Source organism: Rhizobium mesoamericanum STM3625 (genome assembly GCF_000312665.1).
GTDB lineage: Bacteria > Pseudomonadota > Alphaproteobacteria > Rhizobiales > Rhizobiaceae > Rhizobium > Rhizobium mesoamericanum.
Window position 1 is genome coordinate 1,212,953 of the sequence record NZ_HF536772.1, and the last position, 20,076, is coordinate 1,233,028.

At 60.9% G+C, this 20,076-nt stretch carries 18 protein-coding genes; 6 read left to right on the forward strand and 12 right to left on the reverse strand.

Annotation, left to right across the window (positions count from 1 at the left end; translation table 11 throughout):
- Positions 1–52: 52 nt before the first annotated feature.
- The 8 genes from BN77_RS05865 to ubiE form a co-directional block, all read right to left on the reverse strand.
- On the reverse strand, positions 53–1,714 hold the full coding sequence (locus BN77_RS05865) for a urocanate hydratase (RefSeq protein ID WP_007529461.1): 1,662 nt from the start codon (positions 1,712–1,714) through the stop codon (positions 53–55).
- A 49-nt stretch (positions 1,715–1,763) separates the two neighbouring features.
- Positions 1,764–2,093 (reverse strand): TfoX/Sxy family protein, encoded by a 330-nt coding sequence (locus tag BN77_RS05870; RefSeq protein WP_007529463.1) that lies wholly within the window; start codon positions 2,091–2,093, stop codon positions 1,764–1,766.
- A gap of 4 nt (positions 2,094–2,097) precedes the next feature.
- Positions 2,098–3,195, reverse strand: a complete 1,098-nt coding sequence (locus tag BN77_RS05875) for a DUF917 domain-containing protein (RefSeq protein WP_007529465.1) — start codon at positions 3,193–3,195, stop codon at positions 2,098–2,100.
- Positions 3,195–4,457: a Zn-dependent hydrolase gene (locus tag BN77_RS05880; RefSeq protein ID WP_007529467.1), complete on the reverse strand. Its 1,263-nt coding sequence runs from the start codon at positions 4,455–4,457 to the stop codon at positions 3,195–3,197. The genes BN77_RS05875 and BN77_RS05880 overlap by 1 nt, the downstream gene beginning before the upstream one ends.
- Positions 4,454–5,836, reverse strand: coding sequence for a dihydroorotase (locus tag BN77_RS05885; RefSeq protein WP_007529470.1), 1,383 nt, complete (start codon positions 5,834–5,836; stop codon positions 4,454–4,456). Before BN77_RS05885 ends, BN77_RS05880 begins: the two co-directional genes overlap by 4 nt.
- Positions 5,837–5,867: 31 nt before the next feature.
- Entirely contained in the window at positions 5,868–7,451 is a 1,584-nt protein-coding gene (locus tag BN77_RS05890) for an aromatic amino acid lyase (protein WP_007529472.1), read from the reverse strand.
- A gap of 92 nt (positions 7,452–7,543) precedes the next feature.
- Entirely contained in the window at positions 7,544–9,118 is a 1,575-nt protein-coding gene (gene ubiB, locus BN77_RS05895) for a 2-polyprenylphenol 6-hydroxylase (RefSeq protein ID WP_007529474.1), read from the reverse strand.
- Positions 9,119–9,174: 56 nt separating this feature from the next.
- Positions 9,175–9,951, reverse strand: coding sequence for a bifunctional demethylmenaquinone methyltransferase/2-methoxy-6-polyprenyl-1,4-benzoquinol methylase UbiE (gene ubiE / locus BN77_RS05900; protein WP_007529477.1), 777 nt, complete (start codon positions 9,949–9,951; stop codon positions 9,175–9,177).
- 152 nt (positions 9,952–10,103) lie between these two features.
- Between ubiE and mutM the strand changes: the two genes are divergently transcribed.
- The 6 genes from mutM (at position 10,104) to BN77_RS05930 (ending at position 16,929) form a co-directional block, all read left to right on the forward strand.
- The gene (gene mutM / locus BN77_RS05905; RefSeq protein WP_007529479.1) at positions 10,104–10,994 is read left to right on the forward strand and encodes a bifunctional DNA-formamidopyrimidine glycosylase/DNA-(apurinic or apyrimidinic site) lyase; all 891 of its coding nucleotides are present in this window, start codon (positions 10,104–10,106) and stop codon (positions 10,992–10,994) included.
- A 14-nt stretch (positions 10,995–11,008) separates the two neighbouring features.
- The gene (locus BN77_RS05910; protein WP_007529481.1) at positions 11,009–11,782 is read left to right on the forward strand and encodes an enoyl-CoA hydratase; all 774 of its coding nucleotides are present in this window, start codon (positions 11,009–11,011) and stop codon (positions 11,780–11,782) included.
- A 185-nt stretch (positions 11,783–11,967) separates the two neighbouring features.
- Positions 11,968–12,246, forward strand: a complete 279-nt coding sequence (gene rpsT / locus BN77_RS05915) for a 30S ribosomal protein S20 (RefSeq protein WP_007529484.1) — start codon at positions 11,968–11,970, stop codon at positions 12,244–12,246.
- Between the two features lie 840 nt (positions 12,247–13,086).
- The gene (gene dnaA / locus BN77_RS05920) at positions 13,087–14,634 is read left to right on the forward strand and encodes a chromosomal replication initiator protein DnaA (RefSeq protein ID WP_040677595.1); all 1,548 of its coding nucleotides are present in this window, start codon (positions 13,087–13,089) and stop codon (positions 14,632–14,634) included.
- A 118-nt stretch (positions 14,635–14,752) separates the two neighbouring features.
- Positions 14,753–15,832 (forward strand): saccharopine dehydrogenase family protein, encoded by a 1,080-nt coding sequence (locus tag BN77_RS05925; protein WP_007529487.1) that lies wholly within the window; start codon positions 14,753–14,755, stop codon positions 15,830–15,832.
- A 179-nt stretch (positions 15,833–16,011) separates the two neighbouring features.
- Positions 16,012–16,929 (forward strand): DMT family transporter, encoded by a 918-nt coding sequence (locus BN77_RS05930; RefSeq protein WP_007529489.1) that lies wholly within the window; start codon positions 16,012–16,014, stop codon positions 16,927–16,929.
- Here the strand turns inward: BN77_RS05930 and hemW are convergent.
- Genes hemW through rph form a run of 4 tightly spaced genes read right to left on the reverse strand, consistent with a single transcriptional unit; the run spans position 16,926 to position 19,921 of the window.
- On the reverse strand, positions 16,926–18,128 hold the full coding sequence (hemW, locus tag BN77_RS05935) for a radical SAM family heme chaperone HemW (RefSeq protein ID WP_007529491.1): 1,203 nt from the start codon (positions 18,126–18,128) through the stop codon (positions 16,926–16,928). The genes BN77_RS05930 and hemW overlap by 4 nt on opposite strands.
- An 8-nt stretch (positions 18,129–18,136) precedes the next feature.
- Positions 18,137–18,781 carry an RdgB/HAM1 family non-canonical purine NTP pyrophosphatase gene (gene rdgB, locus BN77_RS05940; protein WP_007529493.1) on the reverse strand — a complete coding sequence of 215 codons (645 nt, stop codon included), beginning with the start codon at positions 18,779–18,781 and terminating at the stop codon, positions 18,137–18,139.
- Between the two features lie 7 nt (positions 18,782–18,788).
- Positions 18,789–19,205 carry a VOC family protein gene (locus tag BN77_RS05945; protein ID WP_007529495.1) on the reverse strand — a complete coding sequence of 139 codons (417 nt, stop codon included), beginning with the start codon at positions 19,203–19,205 and terminating at the stop codon, positions 18,789–18,791.
- Entirely contained in the window at positions 19,202–19,921 is a 720-nt protein-coding gene (gene rph, locus BN77_RS05950) for a ribonuclease PH (protein WP_007529497.1), read from the reverse strand. The genes BN77_RS05945 and rph overlap by 4 nt, the downstream gene beginning before the upstream one ends.
- Positions 19,922–20,076 lie beyond the last annotated feature (155 nt).

The window sequence follows — 20,076 nt, forward strand, 5'->3', positions numbered from 1 at the left end:
CGCTATAGCGTAATCCGACGAAAAATTCGGGTGATGCAACCGCGCTGCGATACTATCCAAGACGGATATAGGCGACGTCCTTCTTGGCGACCTCGTCCAACGCCTCGTCATAGCCGGCATCGGCATAGCGCATAACGCCAAGCGCTGTGTCGTTGGTGAGCGCATGGTCGAGCCGCTCGTCCGCGGCATCGGTGCCATCTGCCACGATGGTCACGCCACAGCTCGTCATGTAGCCGGCGTAGCCTCCCCCGCCGGAATGAACCACCACGAGATCGGCCATAGACGAGCAGAGCATCATGGCATCGATCAGCGGCCAATCGGCGATCGCGTCGGAGCCGTCCTTCATCCGCTCGGTCATGATGTTCGGATGCGCCATTGCGCCTGCATCGAGATGATCACGCGAGAAGGCGACCGGCCCCTTCAGCTCACCGCTTGCAACCAACTGGTTGACCCGGCGGGCGAGCATCGTGCGTTCACCATGGCCAAGCCAGGCAATACGGGCCGGCAGCCCCTCGAAAGGCACATGCTCGCGCGCCAGCCGGATCCAGTTGGTGATGATCTTGTTCTCGGGGAACATCTCCAGAAGCAGATCATCGATCCGGGCGATATCGCTTTCTTCGCCCGATAGTGCCATCCAGCGGAAGGGACCGATCGCCCGCGCAAAGAGTGGCCGAAGATAAGCTTCGGTGAAGATCGGAATGTCGAAGGCATTAGCGACTCCGCCTTCTCTTGCCTGGGTGCGGATCAGGTTGCCGTTATCGAAGACTTCGGAGCCGTTCTTTTGGAAGTCCAGCATGGCGGTCACATGCTGCACGATCGAGGCGCGGCTTGCCGCCATCAACTGTCCCTGGCCGTCGTCGCGCATTTCGCGAACCTGCGCAAGGCTCATGCCTTTCGGCACGTAACCGTAGACAAGATCGTGCGCAGACGTCTGGTCGGTGACGATATCAGGCACGATGCCGCGCCGTGCGATCTCAGGGTAGACTTCCGCCGCGTTGCCGACGAGACCGACAGAAAGCGCTCGCTTCTCCTTCACAGCGGCGTCGATCATGGCAAGCGCCGTATCGAGATCCGGCGCGATTTCCTGCAGGTAGCCGATCTCCTGCCGTTTCTTCGCGCGCTCGGGATCGACGTCGACGCATAGGATGGCGGCACCCGCCATGCGACCGGCGAGCGGCTGCGCGCCACCCATGCCCCCCAGACCCGCCGTCAGAACGAAGCGCCCGTAGAGATCGCCGCCGAACCGACGTTCGGCAATGCGCATGAAGATTTCATACGTGCCCTGGATGACGCCCTGGCTGCCGATATACTGCCAAGCGCCGGCCGTCAGCCCGCCCCAGCAAATCAGCCCCTTGCGCTGCAGTTCGTAGAAGACCTCGGCCTTGGCCCATTGCCCGACGATGTTGCAGTTCGCCATAATGACCAGCGGCGCCTTTGCGTGCGTCTTCACAAGGCCGATTGGCTTGCCGGACTGGATGAGCAGCGTCTGGTCCTCGTCCATTTCTATCAGTGCCTTGACGATGCCCCTGTGCGCCGCCCAGCTGCGCGCTGCCTTGCCGAGCGCGGCATAAACGATGAGATTGTCAGGATCCTCGCCGACGGAGAGAACGTTTTCGAGAAGCCGCAGCAGAGCCTCCTGCCGCCAACCCTTGGCGCGCAGCTCCGGTCCGCCCGGAACTGGAAATTTCGGATGACGTGGATTGGGTTTCGGCATCTTGGTCGTTCCTCTGTCTCTGTCTTTTTTGGGGTCTCGGTGCTTCCGTTCACTTGGCGGGTAGTGAGCGCACGAACGCAATGGCTGCCTCGAGGAGATGGCGCCGTATATTGTCATCGCCATAAATCTCCGCGCCGACCCTGACCCAACCGTGCATTGCACGGCCGCCGGAAAGCATCTGCGCGGCGCCGGGCAAGTCGAGCGCCCAGTCGTCATTGCCTTTGCCAAGACGGATCAGCATACCGTCCTGTCGGGCGCCGCAAAGGAGATTCCCGTCGAGCAGGAAGGCTAGCCCGCCGAACATCGGCTTCTCGCTGAGGCCGGACACTGTGCCCAGCTCCTCTTTCAGCAGTTCCTCGAGGCCGATGTCCCGTGCCATGATGTCAGGCCTTTGGCAGAAGCGCATAGCGCGCAAGCTCGATGCCCATCGCCTTCTCCACCGGGGGATAGACGGTCGGGTCGAGAACGCTGGCAGACAGCGGAATGGTGCTCATCGGCACATGTAGGATGAAGACATGCATGCCGCTCTTTAACTGACCGACGCTCAGCGGCTCGCCCTCGGGCGACAGCGTTGTAATGACGGAGGGGAAGGTGGCGATCCGTTTGCCCTCCATATCGTCGACGGCCATGTATTCGTTCATCACATGCATGGTCACCGCCTTGTCGCCGGAGCCTACGACGATCGTGCCGATGTCGAAGGCCTCCCTTGTATAGACGACGTCCTTCTTGGTGATGATGCCTTCGGCGAGGATTTGGCCGCCGGTTGTCTTGCAGATGGCATCGATCACGGCCGAGCCGCCTATCTTCTCCGCGGCAATGATTGCCTCGCCCAGCGCCAGCGCCATCGAGATGCCACCGAGTGCTGCGTTGGCGCGCACATAAGATGCACGCAGCGGATTGCGGCAGCTCGCAATGAACCCGCCTGACTGATCGGAGGCCGCCCGCAGGATCGGTGAGATCTTCGCCGTTGCGCCCTTGACGACGAGCTCGATGTATCGGTTTTCAGCGCGGTTTCCGCCGACCGCGGTCTGGATCATCTGTTCGGGCGAACCCGCCATGCCGATCGAGCCCATGTCGCCTGTCGGATGCGCGCGCATATCGCCGACGGCGTCGACGACCTTGGTTCCGAGGATTGCGGAGGGCAGCCAGCCGTTCAGCGTTGACGACTTGCCGTTCTGGCCGATGATCAGGCCGGACAGTGTCTCGCCTAGTTCGTCCTGCAGCAGCTGCACGGCCTTCACATAGTCGATACCCTGCATTTCCCACGGGGTGGTGGAGGCTGGTGCGCCGATCGCAGCAGCGGTCGCGATCCAGTCGTCGTCATTCAACTCGTCGATCGATACGAGTTCGGGCTTGCCGATATTGACGGCAGCATAGCCGAGCATGCGGCCGTGGTCCGCCCAGCCGCCACCACCGGCGGCATAGACCGACCCGCCCTTTACGGCGGCTTCGACATCCTTCTCAACGAGTATGCGTCCCATCAGGCATTCTCCTGCTTCAAGCTCTTGTCCATGTCCATGACGGCCTCGAAAAGCACTGCAGCACCGAGGCTGATGTCGTCATTGTCAGCCAATTCGTCAGCGCAGTGGCTGCGTCCCTCCTTGCAGGGCACGAAGATCATGGCCGCGGGCGCGACCTTGGCGATCCAGGCCATGTCGTGGCCGGCGCCCGACGCCATGCGCCGATACTTGGCGCCGACGGTTTCGCATGCCCTTTCGAGCCGTTTCAACAGCCCGGCATCGCTCGGCGTCGGATAGTTGTCGGAGATGCGCATCGGGCTTTTGATCGACACTCCGTAAGCGATGGCTAACTTAATGACATGCTCGTCCAGCCATTCGCAGAAGGCTTCCATGTCATTTCGGACCTCTGCCCGCCCATCGATCAGCAGGACGACCTTCGAGGGAACGACGTTGGCTGCATTCGGCTCGATCCGGAACTCACCGACCGTCGCAGCGAAATGCCCCGGTGTCTTCGCACGAGCGGCTGCGGCATTGCGGATATCGAGAACCAGTTGCGCGGCGGCGACCAGCGCATCCGAGCGGCTATCCATCGGTGTCGTGCCGGCATGGTCGGCGCGCCCTTCGACGATAATCTCGATCCGGGTGATCCCGGCAATCGCGGTGACGATGCCGACATCCTTCCTCTCGTTCTCGAGAACCGGTCCCTGCTCGATATGGAGCTCAAGAAAACCTGCAATGTCCGGCCTGTTCTGCTGCAGCAGAACGCCCGGGCGCCCACCAACCCCGGCAATCGCTTCGGCCAGATCACGCCCGTCCGTGGCGCGGGAAAGCCAGGCTTCCGGCAGTTGCGCGGTCATGCCACGGCTGCCGATACAGGAGACTCCGAAGATGCTGACCTCCTCCGCAAGAAAGTCGACGATCTCCAGGTCGTGATCAAGTTCAATGCCCCGATCGCTAAGCGCACGAGCGACCTCCAGCGCCGCCACCACACCGGCAATGCCGTCGAAGCGGCCACCGTCCGGTACGGTATCCGAATGCGAACCAAGCATGATCGCGCCGAGCCCTTCGATGGCGCCCCGCCGCTTGCCGATGAGATTGCCGGCTGCATCGATCCTTGTCTCGAGGCCAGCCGCCTGCATGCGCGCTTCGATATAGGCGCGCCCCTCGAGAAAGAGCGGCGAGAAGGCGCGACGGGTCCATGGATGGCCGGGTTCGGTGATCCCGGCCAGGGCGTCGATATCCTCTGCAATGCGATCTGGATTCACCGGCAGGTTTCTATTCATTGTGCGGCTCCGGCAATCACCCGCCTTGGCAGTGGGCGCACAAATCGGCCGGTTCCCGGTTCAGCCAGTACCGTCACGCCATCGGCGATCTTCTTGCCGCGCAGATAGGTCGCCGAGACCGTCCACGGAAGGAGGATGCCGTTGTAAGGGCTCCAGCCAACCACGTTGTTGCCGCTGGCGGCTGCGTCATAGACCATTTCGCGCGGCTCGAGCACGACGATATCGGCGTCCTTGCCTGGCGTGAGCGCACCCTTGACGTGATCGAGGCGGAAATGCTTCGCCGGGTTCTCTGCCATCAGCTTGGCCGCCCAGGTGAGCGGGATGCCCCGCTCGGAGGCACCCTTGAGGAAGAGCGGCACCATAACCTCAAGCCCGGGCACACCTGAGGCGTTCGCAAGCATATCAGGGTTAGTCTTGCGATTCTCGGACCAGCTGACGTGATCTGTCGAGACCAGCCAGACATTGCCCTCGGCGACCTTGCGCCACAGCGCCTCGACCTCGCCGCGCGGTCGGATCGGCGGATTAATCTTAGCCTTGCCGCCTAGGCGTTTGACGTCGTTTTCTTCGTCCAGAGTCAGATAGTGGATGCAGCATTCCACCGTCGCCTCGAAGCCGTCGCGGCGATAGGCGCGCGCGATGTCATAGCCGCGCCCGAGTGAACAATGCACCACATGCGATGGGCATCCGGTATTGGCGCCCGTTTCGAAAATGGTGTGCATAGCCAACAGCTCGGTGATCGGCGGCCGGGACAGTCCATGCGCCCGCCAATCGGTGACCCCACTTGCTTTCACGCGCTCCATATAGGTGCGGACGGCCTCGTCATCCTCGTTGTGGACGCCTGCGGTCAGCCCTGTCGGCGCGATAGCGGCAAAGCATTCGTCCAGCAGAGCAGGGGGAATGCGCGGGAAACGTTTCGGATCCGTGCCGAAGGTCGAGAACTTGAAGGCGGCAACGCCGGCCTCTATCATTTCGGGGACCCGTTTGGCGCCTTCTTCAGGATCCACGGTGCCGTAGAGCGCAAAATCGACCCGCGCCTGTGGGCCGGCGTGAGCGATCTTCTTTTTTACAGCTTCCGCCGAGCAGACGAGGTTGCCTTCATCATAAGGCATATCGACGATGGTCGTCACACCGCCGGCCGCAGCCGAGCGCGTCGACCAGATGAAATCTTCCTGGTCCTTCTGTGACAGCGAGTGAACCTGGGCGTCGATTGCTCCCGGCAGGATCAAGGCCTTGCCCAGCAGGTGGCGCTCGCGTGCGCCAGGCGGCACGCCAAGGCCGAATTCCGCAATTTTGCCATCGCGGACGGCAACGTAGCCGGCTTCCAAGATGCGCTCCGGCAAAACGACCCTGCCCTGCAGAACGAGATCGAAATCAGCCATGCCGCTTTCTCCGTGGCAAGAATTGAAGGGATCAGATGACAACCGGTTCCTGGGTGAGGCGTTCCTCGATGCGCTCCAGTGACCCGAGGGCAAAGAAATCGTCGAACGATGCGATCGGCACCTCTTCTATCAGCTTGGACAGGAAGGCGTCGGAGCCGAGTTCTTCCTCGATCGCTTCGACTTCGGCAGACAGTGGCCGGTCGACCGTATAAAACTCCGCGTGCTTGCGAACAACGTCATAGAGCATCGCGCCGACGCCTTTCGGCTTGTCGCCGAGAATGTCCACGGCTTGCGCAGAAAGCAGCGTTTCGAGAGCGGCAAGTCGCATCAGCGCGCGCGTCTGGCGCTCGAAGCGCTCGATCACCAACGGTAGGAAGGCAGCCTCGTCCTCGAGGCCAGCCGCGACCACCAGCGACTGGGCAGAAACCGGGTTCGACATCGACAGCACGCGGGAAAAGATCTCGCCGGCCAGCTTGATAATCGGGCCGAATCCGGTGGCGATACGGCCCGGCGGCACGAGATTGACCGGAAGGTCACGGCGCTGGCCGTTGCCGAGCAGGACGCAGCGATTGAAGGCGTTGCGGGCAGCGTGCGCCATGCAGAGAGCGGCCGATTCAAGCAGGATCGTCACGTCAAGCGGCAGCGATCCGCCCGAGGTCATCACCCGCCCCTCGACGACGACGGGGTTGTCGTCGGAGCGTCCAGTGGCGGCGAGGATCTTGTGGCCTGTCGTGAGCAGGTTCTCGATGACCGCGCCGAAGACCTGAGCGATCATTCGCAGGCTCAACGGGTCCTGGACATGGGTTTTGACCGGCCACTGCCAGGCGTCCGAAGCGTTGCAAAGCCAGGAGCCGATCAAAGCCTCCCGGGAGGTGCCGACATGGCGAACGGAAAGCCACGGGTCGCGGGAAGCGCCAAGCGCGCCTGAGGCCATCATGCCGGAGGCCAGCAGCACGCGAATGGAAGCTGCGGCATTGCGGGTCGCGTCCGCTGCCGCCGCGAAGCTCACGGCATTGACGCTGAGCGAGGCCAGACTGTCGCGCGGAGCCATAGTGAATGGTTTCATGCCGGCTGCGGCGAAGGCGTCGGCAGCCTGCATGCGCTTGCCCCGATAGACGGCTTCCCCGACACCGGTCAATACAGCGCCGATCTGTCCCATGAGGCCAATGTCGGCGCAACCGATAGAGCCGGTGCGGCGGACCACGGGAATAATGCCGGCCTCCAGCATGCGCATATAGGAATCGACAAGTTCACGCGTGCAACCGACTTGTCCCGTCAGTGCGGTATTGATGCGGATGGCCATCGCGTTGCGCACGACGGAGCTCGAAAACGGTGTCCCGGTGCCGAAGTGATGTGCACGCACCAGCCCCAGATTAAAAGCGTCGACATCTTCGGAAGACCATTCGACATCCTTCATGGCGCCGACACCGGTGGTTGCTCCATAGACGGGCGTCCCGGAATTGATCGCGTCCTCGACAATCCCGCGGGCAACCTCGACGCGGGCCATGCCCGTCGTCGAAGCTGAAAGCGCCACCTTGCCCGATCCGATCCTCACCATCTCAGCAAAGCTGAGCGGCTGCCCGGAAAGTTCGATGCGGGGGCGTTCATGCTTCATCTGCCATATCTCCTTGAAAAGTGAGACTATGCGACGGCGCTACTGGGTGGGATATCCCAAATATCGAACACAGCATGCGTTGCTGCGATGGATCAGGTCACCACCCACGCAATATAGAGAAGGGCAAGCGCTATAATCCAGAGGGCGAACCGACCGGAGCGATTGTGGCGCGCTTCGGATTTGCCGATCGCATCGGCCGTTTCTGCGTCGAACCGCAACCCCTGCTCGCTCATCTGCAGCAGTTGATGATGAAATTTCTCAGTCTTGGCGGCAATCTCGGGCGCGGCCTCGGCAAGCTTCACGGCCGCCTTCAATCCATCCTTGAGATCGGTGACGATCCGCTTCGGACCGAGATTGTTGCGGATCCAATCGCCGACGACGGGTTCTGACGCCTTCCACATGTTGAAACGTGGATTGAGCATGCGCGACACGCCTTCGACCACGACCATGGTCTTCTGCAGCATGACCAGTTCCGGCCGCGTTGCCATGTCGAAGAGTTCGGTGACCTCAAACAACAGCGTCAGCAGCTTGCCCATCGAGATCGTCTCGGCAGGTTGACCATGGATCGGCTCGCCGATCGCGCGGATCGCCTGCGCGAAGCTCTCGACATTGTGGTGCCCCGGTACGTAGCCGGCCTCGAAGTGGACTTCCGCGACCCTGATGTAGTCGCGGGTGATGAAGCCGAAGAGAATTTCGGCCAGGAAGCGGCGTTCCTTTTTCCCCAGTCGTCCGACGATCCCCATGTCGACCGCGACGATATCGCCATGCTCGTCGACAAAGAGGTTCCCAGGATGCATGTCGGCGTGGAAGAAGCCGTCACGCAACGTATGGCGAAGAAACGATTGGATCAGTGTATCGGCAAGCAGGTTGAGATCGTGGCCGGCGGCGCGTAGACCCTCGACGTCGGACATCTTCACGCCGTCAATCCACTCCATGGTGATCACATCGCGGCCGGTGCGCTCCCAATCGACCTTCGGCACACGGAAGCCCGGGTCTTTCTCGGTATTTTCTGCAATCTCAGAAAGGGCTGCCGCCTCAAGGCGCAGGTCCATTTCAACCTTGGTCGTCTGCTCCAGGGTCTTCGTGACCTCGACCGGCCTCAGTCGCCGGCTCGAAGGCATGAAGCGTTCCTGCATGTGAGCGACCAGATACATCGCCTCTATGTCATGCGAGAAGCGCTGGCGCACGCCGGGACGAACGACCTTGACCGCGACCTTCTTGCGTCCAGCAGGCGTATCGACTTCGGCCGCGTGCACCTGGGCAATCGACGCTGCGGCAATCGGCTCGCCAAAACTTGCGTAAAGGTCCTCAATCGGGCGTCCGAGAGACCCGGCGATACTCGCCTTGGCGGCGGCGAGCGGAAAGAACGCCATGCGGTCCTGAAGCTGCGACAGATCGTCGGCGAACTCGACGCCAACGACATCCGGGCGCGTTGCCAGGAACTGCCCGATCTTCACGTAAGAAGGGCCGAGCCTTTCAACGGCTTGCGCCAGTCGGTCGCTGCGCTTCTTCGATTTCGAACGATTGCGCGCGAACATACCGACAAACGACTTGGCAACCCCGATCGAGGGCGGAAGATCGTCCGACGGCAAGGCCGAAATCACGCCTTCGCGCACGAGAATCCAGCCGACGCGCCAAAGCCGGAAATATGCGCCCAGAGTGCTCATGCCGGATTGCCTGCCTGCGAAGGCGAGCGGGTGAACGGAGTGCCTCGGATCATGCCTCAGAGCTTCCAGCCAGAATGAAGGGCTGCGATGCCGCCGGTATAATTCGTGAAGCTCACGCGGGAGAAGCCCGCTTTGCGGATCATTTCGGCGAAGTTCTCCTGGTTGGGGAACTTGCGGATCGATTCGACGAGATACTGATAGGGCTCGGACTCGCCGGTGATCGCCCTGCCGAATTTCGGAATGGCATTGAAGGACCAGCTGTCATAGATGCGGTCGAGAAGCGGCATGTCGACTTCGGAAAATTCGAGCACGAGCAGCCGGCCGCCACGCTTCAGTACGCGATAGGCTTCACTCAGCGCCACGTCGATGCGCGGTACGTTGCGGATGCCGAAGGCGATCGTATAGGCGTCGAAGCTGTTCGGCTCGAACGGCAGCTCCTCGGCGTTCGCCTCGACGAAAGTCAGATTGTCGGAGAGCTTCTTCTTGGCGGCGCGCTCGGCGCCGACCGCCAGCATCGAGCCGTTGATGTCGAGCACGGTCGCATGCGCCTGCCGATTGGAAGCCTCGATGATGCGGAAGGCGATGTCGCCGGTGCCGCCTGCAACGTCGAGAACCTTGTAGCCGGGCTCCTTGCGCGGGTTCAGCGCCGTAATCATCGCGTCCTTCCAGACCCGGTGCATGCCGACTGACATGACGTCGTTCATGATGTCGTAGCGTTTGGCGACCTTATGAAAGACCTCGTTGACGAGACCTTGCTTTTCGCCATCCGCCACTTCGCGGAAGCCGTAGGATGTTTCCATGCCGCCTTCGGCAGAGGTACGGCTTTCTGACATCAAAATACTCCATCTATCTGAAATCGGCGCGGCGACCATAGCGAACGGACGCGCGCGGCGCTATCTGTGGGCCACGCTCAAAGCCGCGGGCACCCTGGCGCTATAGCGCACAACGCCTCTGGTTGAAACATGTTAGATATAGATGGGTTAAGATGCCGGAATTGCCAGAAGTCGAAACCGTCAGACGCGGGCTTGCTCCCACCATGGAAGGTGCGCGCATCGTCCGCCTGGAGCTACGGCGCAAGGATCTCCGGTTTCCCTTTCCGGAGGGTCTGGAGGCGCGGGCGACCGGCCGCAATATCGTCGCGCTTGGCCGTCGCGCCAAATATTTGCTGATAGACCTCGACGACGGCACGACGATCATATCGCATCTCGGGATGTCTGGCTCCTTCCGCATCGAGGCGGGGCCGGTTTCCGATTGGCCCGGCGAATTTCATCATCTGCAGTCGAAGGACGAAAAGCACGATCACGCGATTTTCCATCTTGAGGGACCGCACGGCATTAGCCGTGTCATCTATAATGACCCGCGCCGTTTTGGCTTTATGGACGTGGTGCATCGTTCGGAGATTGATCTTAATCCCTTCCTCTTCGGCCTCGGACCGGAGCCCACGGGCAACGAGCTCAGCGCTGCCTATCTCGCGGAACGCTTTATGGGAAAGACGCAGCCTCTGAAAAGTGCGCTGCTCGACCAGAAGAATATTGCTGGGCTCGGCAATATATATGTTTGCGAGGCGCTATGGCGCGCGCACCTGCGTCCGGCGCGGGCGGCGGCGACAATCGTCACCAAGACCGGCAAGCCGACCAAGCAGATGGAACTTCTGGTCGCCTCGATCAGGGACGTCATCGCGGACGCCATCAAGGCGGGCGGCTCGTCTCTGCGGGACCATATCCAGACCGACGGCTCGCTTGGCTACTTCCAGCACTCCTTCTCGGTCTATGATCGCGAAAGTCTACCTTGCCGCACGCCCGGCTGCAGCGGTACGGTCGCACGCATCGTCCAGGCGGGGCGCTCGACCTTCTATTGCCCTGTCTGCCAAAAATAACGGGAGGATAGTCCATGGCTTATGAAACACTGATCGTCGAAACCCGTGGAGCGGTCGGGCTGATCACGTTGAATCGCCCGCAAGCGCTGAATGCGCTGAATTCGACCGTGCTGAAAGAGCTCCTCCAGGCTTACGAAGCCTTCCAAGACGACGATGCGGTTGGTGCTATGGTGCTGACCGGCTCCGAGCGCGCATTCGCCGCCGGCGCCGACATTAAGGAAATGCAGCCGCTTGGCTATGTTGACGTCTACAGCCGCGATCTGATGAGCGGCTGGGACGATGTTGCAAAGGTACGCAAACCTGTGATCGCGGCCGTCAGCGGTTTTGCCCTCGGCGGCGGATGCGAGCTTGCAATGATGTGCGACCTCATCATCGCGTCGGAGACCGCCAAGTTCGGCCAGCCCGAAATCACGCTTGGCGTCATCCCCGGCATGGGCGGTACACAGCGATTGACGCGCGCCGTCGGCCGCTACAAAGCGATGGACCTGATCCTGACCGGCCGCATGATGGACGCTGCCGAAGCCGAGCGCGCAGGACTCGTTTCGCGTGTGGTGGCGCCCGAGCGCCTAATGGACGAGGCACTTGAGGCGGCCGCCAAGATTGCCTCGCTGTCGCGTCCGTCCGTGCTGATGGCGAAGGAGGCCGTCAACCGCGCCTTGGAGACGACATTGGATGAAGGTCTGCGCTTCGAGCGCCGCCTTTTCCATAGCTTGTTTTCCACCGAAGATCAGAAAGAGGGGATGACGGCCTTCATCGAAAAGCGTAAGCCCACCTTCAAGAACCGCTGACCCTTGGAGAAAGGCGGCGTTTCCTTGAAAATGCGCGTTGACGTGGGTCGGCTTTAGGGTTATATGCCCGCCCACGGTTCGGGAAGCCACTCCGGTTTTCCGATTATGCTCCCGCATCGCTGGATTAAGTGGCCGCAGGGCCCGCGGTGATGACGGAGTTTGTTCGAATTCTTAGAGAGGCATCCATGGCCAATACAACTTCGGCGAAAAAAGCGACCCGCAAGATCGCCCGCCGTACCGACGTCAATAAGGCTCGTCGCTCGCGCGTTCGTACTTTCGTTCGCAAGGTCGAAGAGGCAATCGCATCCGGTGATGCTGCCAAGGCAAAGGAAGCTTTCCTCGCCGCACAGCCGGAACTGGCTCGCGCCGCAAGCAAGGGTGTGCTGCACTCCAACACGGCTTCACGCAAGGTTTCGCGCCTGGCCGCTCGTGTAAAAGCTCTGTCGGTTTCTGCGACCGCATAATCTTTCGTTAATAAACCTATCATTATGATTAGCCCGGCAACTTTGTCGGGCTTTTTCGATTCCGCCGGCTGGCTTCCGTATGGTTAACTCGGCGACAATTTCATGTCGAGCGTGTGACACGAAAAATCCAATAATAACAAACACTTGTTGTAGGATACTTCAGGTTCGCCCGACTCGGGGCCTACAATCTGCGGTCTGAGCAGAGTCAAGAAGCTTTTTTATTTTTTTCTTTTTATGCGTGTCAAAAATGCCGGCGAGGGGAATCTCCTTGATTCAAAAGCGATTCTTTTTTGACACGGATGTGACGCTCAAAAACTGTCCCCGGAGTCAACGGGCCGCTCTTAATTTTGCGTAAAATTCATCGTTGATTCCCGCATTCGATCCTGCCTAAATGCCGATCAACAAGGGGTCCAGACATCACCTGCGAAGGCTTGGTCTGAAACTGCCACGTCGGCGGGGCGATGAAACTGTGCCCCTTGTTACGGAGAGTTTTAAGTCTCCGGTTTTTCACGCACTTGAGCATTTTTGACCGCGACGTGGCTGTCGCGGAACGGTGATGTTTTGTGAGTTGGTTTGCACGCATTGCGTGAAACCGGAATGGGGAAGAGAAGTCGTGGCAGGACGATTGGACGCCGGTGTTGCGAGGAGCGGCATCCAGTCCGAGGAAATGCAGCCGAATCGCATGATGCGGGCTCGCGCCTTTCCGGGATCATCCTGTGAGTGGGGCAGTATTTGAGTGAACCGGCAGGCGAGTGGCTCATGAGGGTGCCACTTTCTAGCCATAGCGGGGAAATAATCGGGCGACGAAACAAAGTCGGCCGGCGAATGGAAGGCGGCATGATGCAGATGAATACAATGACGGCGGATGTCCTGGAGAGTGGGGACAGTGAACCGCAGGCGTTTGGCTCTATGTGCGCCGAAGCGGCAGGGGAAAAGGGAGAGATGAAGCATGGTGTACTTTTCGAGCGTGTCAGCGCCCGCCTAAAGGCGCAAGTCGGTCCGGATGTCTATGCAAGCTGGTTTGCGCGGCTGAAATTGCATTCGGTTTCAAAGAGCGTCGTGCGCCTGACGGTGCCGACCACTTTCCTGAAGTCCTGGATCAACAACCGGTATCTTGAGCTGATCACCAGCCTGTTCCAGGCAGAAGACTCAGAAATTCTGAAAGTCGAAATTCTTGTTCGCACGGCAACGCGTGGCGTCGGCAAGCCGGTTGAAGAGCCGGCTTCCCCAGAGCCTGTTGCCGCCGCACAGACGCGCCGTCCTGTGGCGCAGCATGCCGGCCAGATTGCCCAGCAGGCAGTGTCGTCTGCAGTTGCAGCCCGTCCGGCCACTTCCGGCCAGCCGCTCTTCGGCTCGCCGCTGGACTCACGCTTCACCTTCGACACGTTCGTCGAAGGCAGCTCTAACCGTGTGGCTCTTGCCGCTGCCAAGACGATTGCTGAAGCTGGACAGGGCGCTGTCCGCTTCAATCCGCTCTTCGTCCATTCCAGCGTCGGTCTCGGCAAGTCGCATCTTCTGCAGGCGATCGCCAATGCCGCGGTACAGAACCCGCGCGCCCTGCGCGTCGTCTATCTGACAGCAGAGTATTTCATGTGGCGTTTCGCAACCGCGATCCGCGACAATGATGCACTGACGCTGAAGGACTCGCTGCGCAATATCGACCTTCTCATCATCGACGACATGCAGTTCCTGCAGGGCAAGATGATCCAGCACGAGTTCTGCCACCTGCTGAACATGCTGCTCGACAGCGCCAAGCAGGTCGTCGTCGCTGCCGATCGCGCTCCCTGGGAGCTGGAATCGCTCGATCCACGTGTCCGCTCCCGTTTGCAGGGCGGTGTGGCAATCGAGCTCGACGCCCCCGATTACGAGATGCGTCTCGAAATCCTGAAGCGTCGCCTCGCTGCTGCTCGTGTCGAGGATCCGTCCCTGGAAATCCCGGTCGATCTGCTCAATCATGTTGCCCGCAATATCACGGCAAGTGGCCGCGAGCTGGAAGGCGCTTTCAACCAGCTGCTGTTCCGCCGCTCCTTCGAACCGAACCTGACGGTCGAGCGCGTCGATGAGCTTCTTGCTCATCTCGTTGGCTCGGGCGAGCCGCGCCGTGTCCGCATCGAGGACATCCAGCGCATCGTTGCACGGCACTATAACGTGTCGCGCCAGGAGCTGGTCTCGAACCGCCGCACCCGCGTCATCGTAAAACCGCGACAGATCGCCATGTACCTGTCGAAGACGCTGACGCCGCGGTCCTTCCCTGAAATTGGCCGTCGTTTCGGCGGTCGCGATCACACGACCGTGCTGCACGCCGTTCGCAAGATCGAGGAGTTGATTGCCGGCGACACGAAGCTCTCGCACGAGATCGAGTTGCTGAAGCGCCTGATCAACGAGTAGTCAGGAAACCTTTCCTGCAAGTTGACGGCCGGGCATCGCTCCGGCCGTTTTCTTTTGCGCACAATCTTCTGTAGGTTGGCTTGGAGGAGCATGGCTAGCGGTACAGGGGAGAAGCTGGATGAGGTTCGACAGGATCGCTGTTCTCGGGCTGGGCAAGGTTGGGCGACTGGCCGCAACGCTCTTGCATGAGGGAGGCTTCGACGTTCTCGGCGTCGATGTTCAGGCGCCGACGGAGGGCCTACCTTTCGAATGCAGGAGAGAAGACATCTCCGATCCCGCCGTGATTGGCCAATTGCTCTCGAGCGTCGAGGCCGTGCTTTCCTGCCTACCCTATCACCTCAACATCGGCCTGGCGCACGCTGCCCATCTTGCGGGCATTCACTACTTCGACCTAACCGAAGACGTGCCGACCACAAATTTCATTATCGAACTGTCCAAGGCTGCGCGCGGGCTGATGGCCCCACAGTGTGGCCTGGCCCCCGGCTTCGTGGGCATTGTAGGGGCAAGCCTTGCGGATGGATTTGACAAATGTCGGTCGATTCGCATGCGGGTCGGTGCCCTGCCGCAGCACCCGACAGGTCTCCTCGGTTACGCCTTCAACTGGTCGCCCGAAGGCGTGGTCAACGAGTATCTGAACGACTGCGAGGTTATCGAGGGTGGCATCCGCAAGCTCGTCTCCCCGATGGAGTGGCACGAGACGATCTATGTTGAGGGCGTCAAGCTCGAAGCCTTCACAACGTCAGGCGGCATCGGAACCATGTGCGATACGCTGCTCGGCAAGGTCGAGAACCTCGATTACAAGACGATGCGCTATCCCGGACATATGGATTTGATGAACTTCTTCTTCCATGAACTGCTGATGCGCGACAAACGCAAACTCGCCGGCGAAATCCTCACCAACGCTAAGCCACCGGTTGAAGACGATGTCGTCTATGTCCATGTGGCGGCGGAGGGCACGGAGAACGGCAACCTGCGTCGCAAGGAATTCGTCCGCGCCTATTATCCGATCGAGATCGCTGGCGCTCGCCGCACGGCGATCGCCTGGACGACGTCGGCCTCGGTGGTTGCCGTGATCGAGATGGTGCGCGACGACCTGCTACCATCTGCCGGCTTCCTGCATCAGGAATTCATTCCGCTGGAGATGTTCCTGAGCACGCCGACCGGCAGTCTCTTCAAGACCGGCGCGCCCGGCCATTAATCTCTCAGGCTCGTCCAGTATGCTCACAGTTTAAAAGGCACTCTGTGAGACCGGGCATGGGATCGACTTCGCTGTTGCGCCTTACCCAGGATGTCGGCGCGTCCGCGCCGCGCAACAATCGGGTGGCGGCAGCCTGTGACGGGATGTATTGCGGTGGCAGGCTGACCAGGGAGAAGATGATGCAGCAGAAACAGATGGGCTTTGCCGAGTGGGGAATGCTGCTGGTGCTATCTCTGTTATGGGGCGGATCCTTCCTCTTCACCGGAATTCTGGTGAAGACCCTGCCGCCGTTTACGATCGTCATGGGCCGGGTTCTGATCGCCGCGCTGGCGCTGAACGTGATCGTCCGGGCAACCGGCCATTTCATGCCCCGCGACGGCAGGACTTGGGCGGCCTTCTTCGGTATGGGCATCCTGAACAACGTGATCCCCTTCTGCCTTATTGTCTGGGGCCAGACGCATATCGAAAGCGGCCTTGCCTCGATCCTGAATGCCACGACGCCGCTGTTCGGCGTTGTTGTCGCGCACTTCCTGACTGCCGATGAAAAGATGACCGGTAACCGCCTGCTCGGCGTTCTCGTCGGCTTTGCGGGTGTCGCCTATATGATCGGCTTCGACGTGTTGCGTGATCTCGGCTCGAACGTGCTGGCGCAGCTTGCGGTGCTGGGGGCTGCGCTCTCCTATTCCTTTGCCGGTATTTTCGGTCGCCGTTTTCGCCAGATGGGTATGGCGCCGCTAATCCCCGCCGCAGGGCAGGTCACCGCCTCGACCGCCCTGATGCTGCCGATCGCGCTCGTTGTCGACCAACCCTGGATACTGGCCGTGCCATCATTCGAAACCTGGATGGCATTGCTGGGCTTGGCCCTGCTGTCGACCGCGATTGCCTATGTGCTGTTCTTCCGCATCCTGGCAACGGCAGGCGCAACGAACCTCATGCTTGTGACCTTCCTGATCCCCGTCAGTGCTATCCTGCTCGGAGCGGCTATTCTCGGAGAGCAGATGCAGACCAAGCACCTGATCGGTATGGCGATGATCGCGATCGGCCTGGCGGCGATCGACGGACGCCTATTCTCGCGCGGCAGAAAGCGGCCCGCCTAGCAGGCGAGATCGGCGACGACGGAATCGAGGATCAGCATGCCTGATGGCGTGCAGCGAAGCCGGGAGTTGCCGATCCGCTCGATGAAGCCGTGCTCCAGCAGGAATTCTTCACGCTTCGGGTCTGGATCGCGGCCCGAAAGCTGCTGCCAGCGGGCGAGATCGACGCCTTCCTTCAGGCGCAGCCCCATCAACAGCAGCTCGTCCGCCTGCTCCTCGTAGCCAAGTTGCTCTTGATCGATGATGCCATGGCCGTCGCGCTCGACGAGATCGAGCCAGCTTTCCGGCTTGCGCTCGGTCGCAGTGGCGATCTTCATACTGCCGCGCGACAACCGCCCGTGGGCGCCGGGGCCGATGCCGGCATAATCCCCGTATCGCCAGTAGGTGAGGTTGTGGCGACTTTCCGCACCCGGGCGCGCGTGGTTGGATACCTCGTAGGCAGGCAGGCCTTCGCGGGCGCTGATCTCCTGCGTCGCCTCGTAGAGCAGAGCCGATTGATCGCCGTCCGGTACGACTAGCTTGCCAGCCTTGTGGAGGCCGTAGAACGGCGTGCCTTCCTCAATTGTCAACTGGTAGAGCGAGAGGTGATCGACCGCGTAAGAGATCGCCTCCTTCAGTTCGCGCTCCCACTCGTCGACCGTCTGGTTCGGGCGGGCATAGATCAGATCGAAGGACATGCGGGGGAAGATGTCACGCGCGAGCTTGATCGCCTTCAAGGCGTCGGCAACGTCATGCAATCGACCGAGAAACTTCAGGTCGCGGTCATTCAGCGCCTGGACGCCAAGCGAGACGCGGTTGACGCCGGCCGCGCGATAGCCGCGGAAACGCTCCGCCTCGACGCTGGACGGGTTCGCCTCCATGGTGATTTCTATTCCATCGGGCAGATGCCAATGCTTGGCAATGCCGTCGAGAATGGCCGAAACCGTCGAAGGCTTCATCAGCGAAGGCGTGCCGCCGCCGAGGAAAACACTCGTCACCGTCTTCGATCCGCTCAATTGGCGCACCGTCGCCATCTCCTTCAGGAAGGCCGCTGTAAAGCGCTCCTGATCGACCGGCTGGTGGCGGACGTGGCTGTTGAAATCGCAATAGGGGCACTTGGCGGCACAGAACGGCCAATGCACGTAGACGCCGAAGCCGGGTTCGCCGGTGTCGGGCAGAAGAGCGGCATCGCGCGTCAGTTTTGGCTGTTTCAAAGTGTCCACGTTTGCCCTTAGCCTTCTAGGCAGGTTTCGACGAAAATCTTGAAAGCGCGGGCGCGGTGCGACAGAGCTGCTGACTCGCCCGGCTTCCAGCCGTGCTTTTGTTCCGCGCTCATCTCGCCAAAGGTAGTGTCAAAGCCCTCAGGTTGAAAGACCGGATCGTAGCCGAAACCCCGGCTGCCGCGTGGCGGCCAGACGACAACGCCTTCGACTTCGCCACGGAAAAGCTCTGTGTGGCCGTCCGGCCAGGCAAGGCAGAGCACGCTGACGAAGCGCGCCGTGCGCTGTTCCGGCTTCGAAGCGCCGATCTTGTCCAGCGCCGCCTCGACCTTTTCCATCGCCATCGCGAAGTCGCGGGTGCCGTCCGGCTTCTCGGCCCAGTTGGCGGTGTAGACGCCCGGGTCACCGCCGAGCGCGTCGATGACGAGGCCGGAATCGTCCGACAGCGCCGGCAGTCCGGCGGCTTCAGCCGACGCCAGCGCCTTGATCGTTGCGTTCTCCTCAAAGGTGGTGCCGGTTTCGTCAGGCTCCACGAAGTTCAATTCGGCGGCCGACTTTGCCGTGAAGCCGAAGGGGCCGATCAGGTCCTGGATTTCCCGGATCTTGCCGGCATTGTGGCTGGCAACGACGATGGTCTTGGTTTCGAGCTTGCGCATGGTTGTCCTATTCGATGCCCCAGATGCGGGCTTCAGCGCATTCAAGACTGTTGCCCGCCGGATCGCGGAAATAGATCGACCGGCCGCCCTGCGGCCAGGTGACTTCGGATTCGATGGCAACGCCTTCGGACTTCAACCGGGCGGCAATCGCATCGAGATTTTCCCCAGAGACGCGGAAACAGGCGTGTCCTGCACCTGTCGCGCCATGTGGCGGCACCTGCAGTGCGGTAGGCGAGGGTGGCTTGATCGTTTCCTTAGGATTGAAGATCAGCACCACGCCGGGGCCGCAGCGAAAGAAGACATGCCGGTTGCCGCCCCGCGAGATCTTCGAAAGGCCGAGGATGCCTTCATAGAAGGCTTCGGCCTTGTCAAGATCATCTGCATAGAGCGCTGTCTCCAGCATGCCTTCCAGCATGTCGTTCATTCGGCGATCGCCTGCTTCTGCATCGCGACGAGCTCGGCAATACCGCCTTTGGCGAGTGCCATCAGCGAGGCGAACTCCTCGTCGGTAAAGGGCGCGCCTTCGGCGGTGCCTTGAATTTCGACGATGCCGCCGGCGCCGGTCATGACAAAATTCGCGTCGGTCTCCGCCGAAGAGTCTTCGAGATAGTCGAGGTCAAGTACCGACTGGTTCGCGAAGATGCCGCATGAGATGGCCGCGACATGGTCCTTCAGCACGCGCTCGACCTTGAGCATGTTGCGGCCTTCCATCCACTTCAGGCAGTCGTAGAGCGCAATCCAGGCGCCGGTAATCGATGCCGTGCGCGTTCCGCCGTCGGCCTGGATGACGTCGCAGTCCAGGGTGATTTGGCGCTCGCCGAGCTCCTTGAGGTCGACGACGGCGCGCAGCGACCGGCCGATCAGGCGCTGGATCTCCTGGGTGCGGCCGCCCTGTTTGCCTGCGGCCGCCTCACGTTTCATGCGATCGCCGGTGGCGCGTGGCAGCATGCCGTATTCGGCCGTGACCCAACCTTTGCCCGTATTGCGTAGCCACGCCGGCGGCTTTTCCTCGACGCTTGCCGTGCACAGCACATGCGTATCGCCGAACTTCACCAGACAGGAACCTTCCGCGTGCTTCGAGAAATTGCGCTCGAAAGAGACCTTGCGCATCTGGTCGGTTTTTCTGCCTGAGGGCCGCATACTATTCTCCTAATCATGCTGTCGAAGACGCAGGCGGCCTTCGGATAGATCATGCGTGCTATGGTGTTGAGAGCTTCTACGATTGGCAGAGCCCATTTGCAATTTCCCTTTTGCCGCTGCAGGGAGATTGGCTATATTTTGTCGGATCATCGTCA

Bases quoted from the DNA above. Each gene is read 5' to 3' on its own strand.
- BN77_RS05945 (WP_007529495.1), bottom strand. From the start codon at position 19,205: ATGAACGACATGCTGGAAGGCATGCTGGAGACAGCGCTCTATGCAGAT.
- BN77_RS05865 (WP_007529461.1), bottom strand. From the start codon at position 1,714: ATGCCGAAACCCAATCCACGTCATCCGAAATTTCCAGTTCCGGGCGGA.
- mutM (WP_007529479.1), top strand. From the start codon at position 10,104: ATGCCGGAATTGCCAGAAGTCGAAACCGTCAGACGCGGGCTTGCTCCC.
- dnaA (WP_040677595.1), top strand. From the start codon at position 13,087: ATGCAGATGAATACAATGACGGCGGATGTCCTGGAGAGTGGGGACAGT.
- BN77_RS05870 (WP_007529463.1), bottom strand. From the start codon at position 2,093: ATGGCACGGGACATCGGCCTCGAGGAACTGCTGAAAGAGGAGCTGGGC.
- BN77_RS05885 (WP_007529470.1), bottom strand. From the start codon at position 5,836: ATGGCTGATTTCGATCTCGTTCTGCAGGGCAGGGTCGTTTTGCCGGAG.
- BN77_RS05880 (WP_007529467.1), bottom strand. From the start codon at position 4,457: ATGAATAGAAACCTGCCGGTGAATCCAGATCGCATTGCAGAGGATATC.
- rph (WP_007529497.1), bottom strand. From the start codon at position 19,921: ATGCGGCCCTCAGGCAGAAAAACCGACCAGATGCGCAAGGTCTCTTTC.
- rdgB (WP_007529493.1), bottom strand. From the start codon at position 18,781: ATGCGCAAGCTCGAAACCAAGACCATCGTCGTTGCCAGCCACAATGCC.
- ubiB (WP_007529474.1), bottom strand. From the start codon at position 9,118: ATGAGCACTCTGGGCGCATATTTCCGGCTTTGGCGCGTCGGCTGGATT.
- BN77_RS05930 (WP_007529489.1), top strand. From the start codon at position 16,012: ATGCAGCAGAAACAGATGGGCTTTGCCGAGTGGGGAATGCTGCTGGTG.
- BN77_RS05875 (WP_007529465.1), bottom strand. From the start codon at position 3,195: ATGGGACGCATACTCGTTGAGAAGGATGTCGAAGCCGCCGTAAAGGGC.
- BN77_RS05925 (WP_007529487.1), top strand. From the start codon at position 14,753: ATGAGGTTCGACAGGATCGCTGTTCTCGGGCTGGGCAAGGTTGGGCGA.
- rpsT (WP_007529484.1), top strand. From the start codon at position 11,968: ATGGCCAATACAACTTCGGCGAAAAAAGCGACCCGCAAGATCGCCCGC.
- BN77_RS05890 (WP_007529472.1), bottom strand. From the start codon at position 7,451: ATGAAGCATGAACGCCCCCGCATCGAACTTTCCGGGCAGCCGCTCAGC.
- ubiE (WP_007529477.1), bottom strand. From the start codon at position 9,951: ATGTCAGAAAGCCGTACCTCTGCCGAAGGCGGCATGGAAACATCCTAC.
- BN77_RS05910 (WP_007529481.1), top strand. From the start codon at position 11,009: ATGGCTTATGAAACACTGATCGTCGAAACCCGTGGAGCGGTCGGGCTG.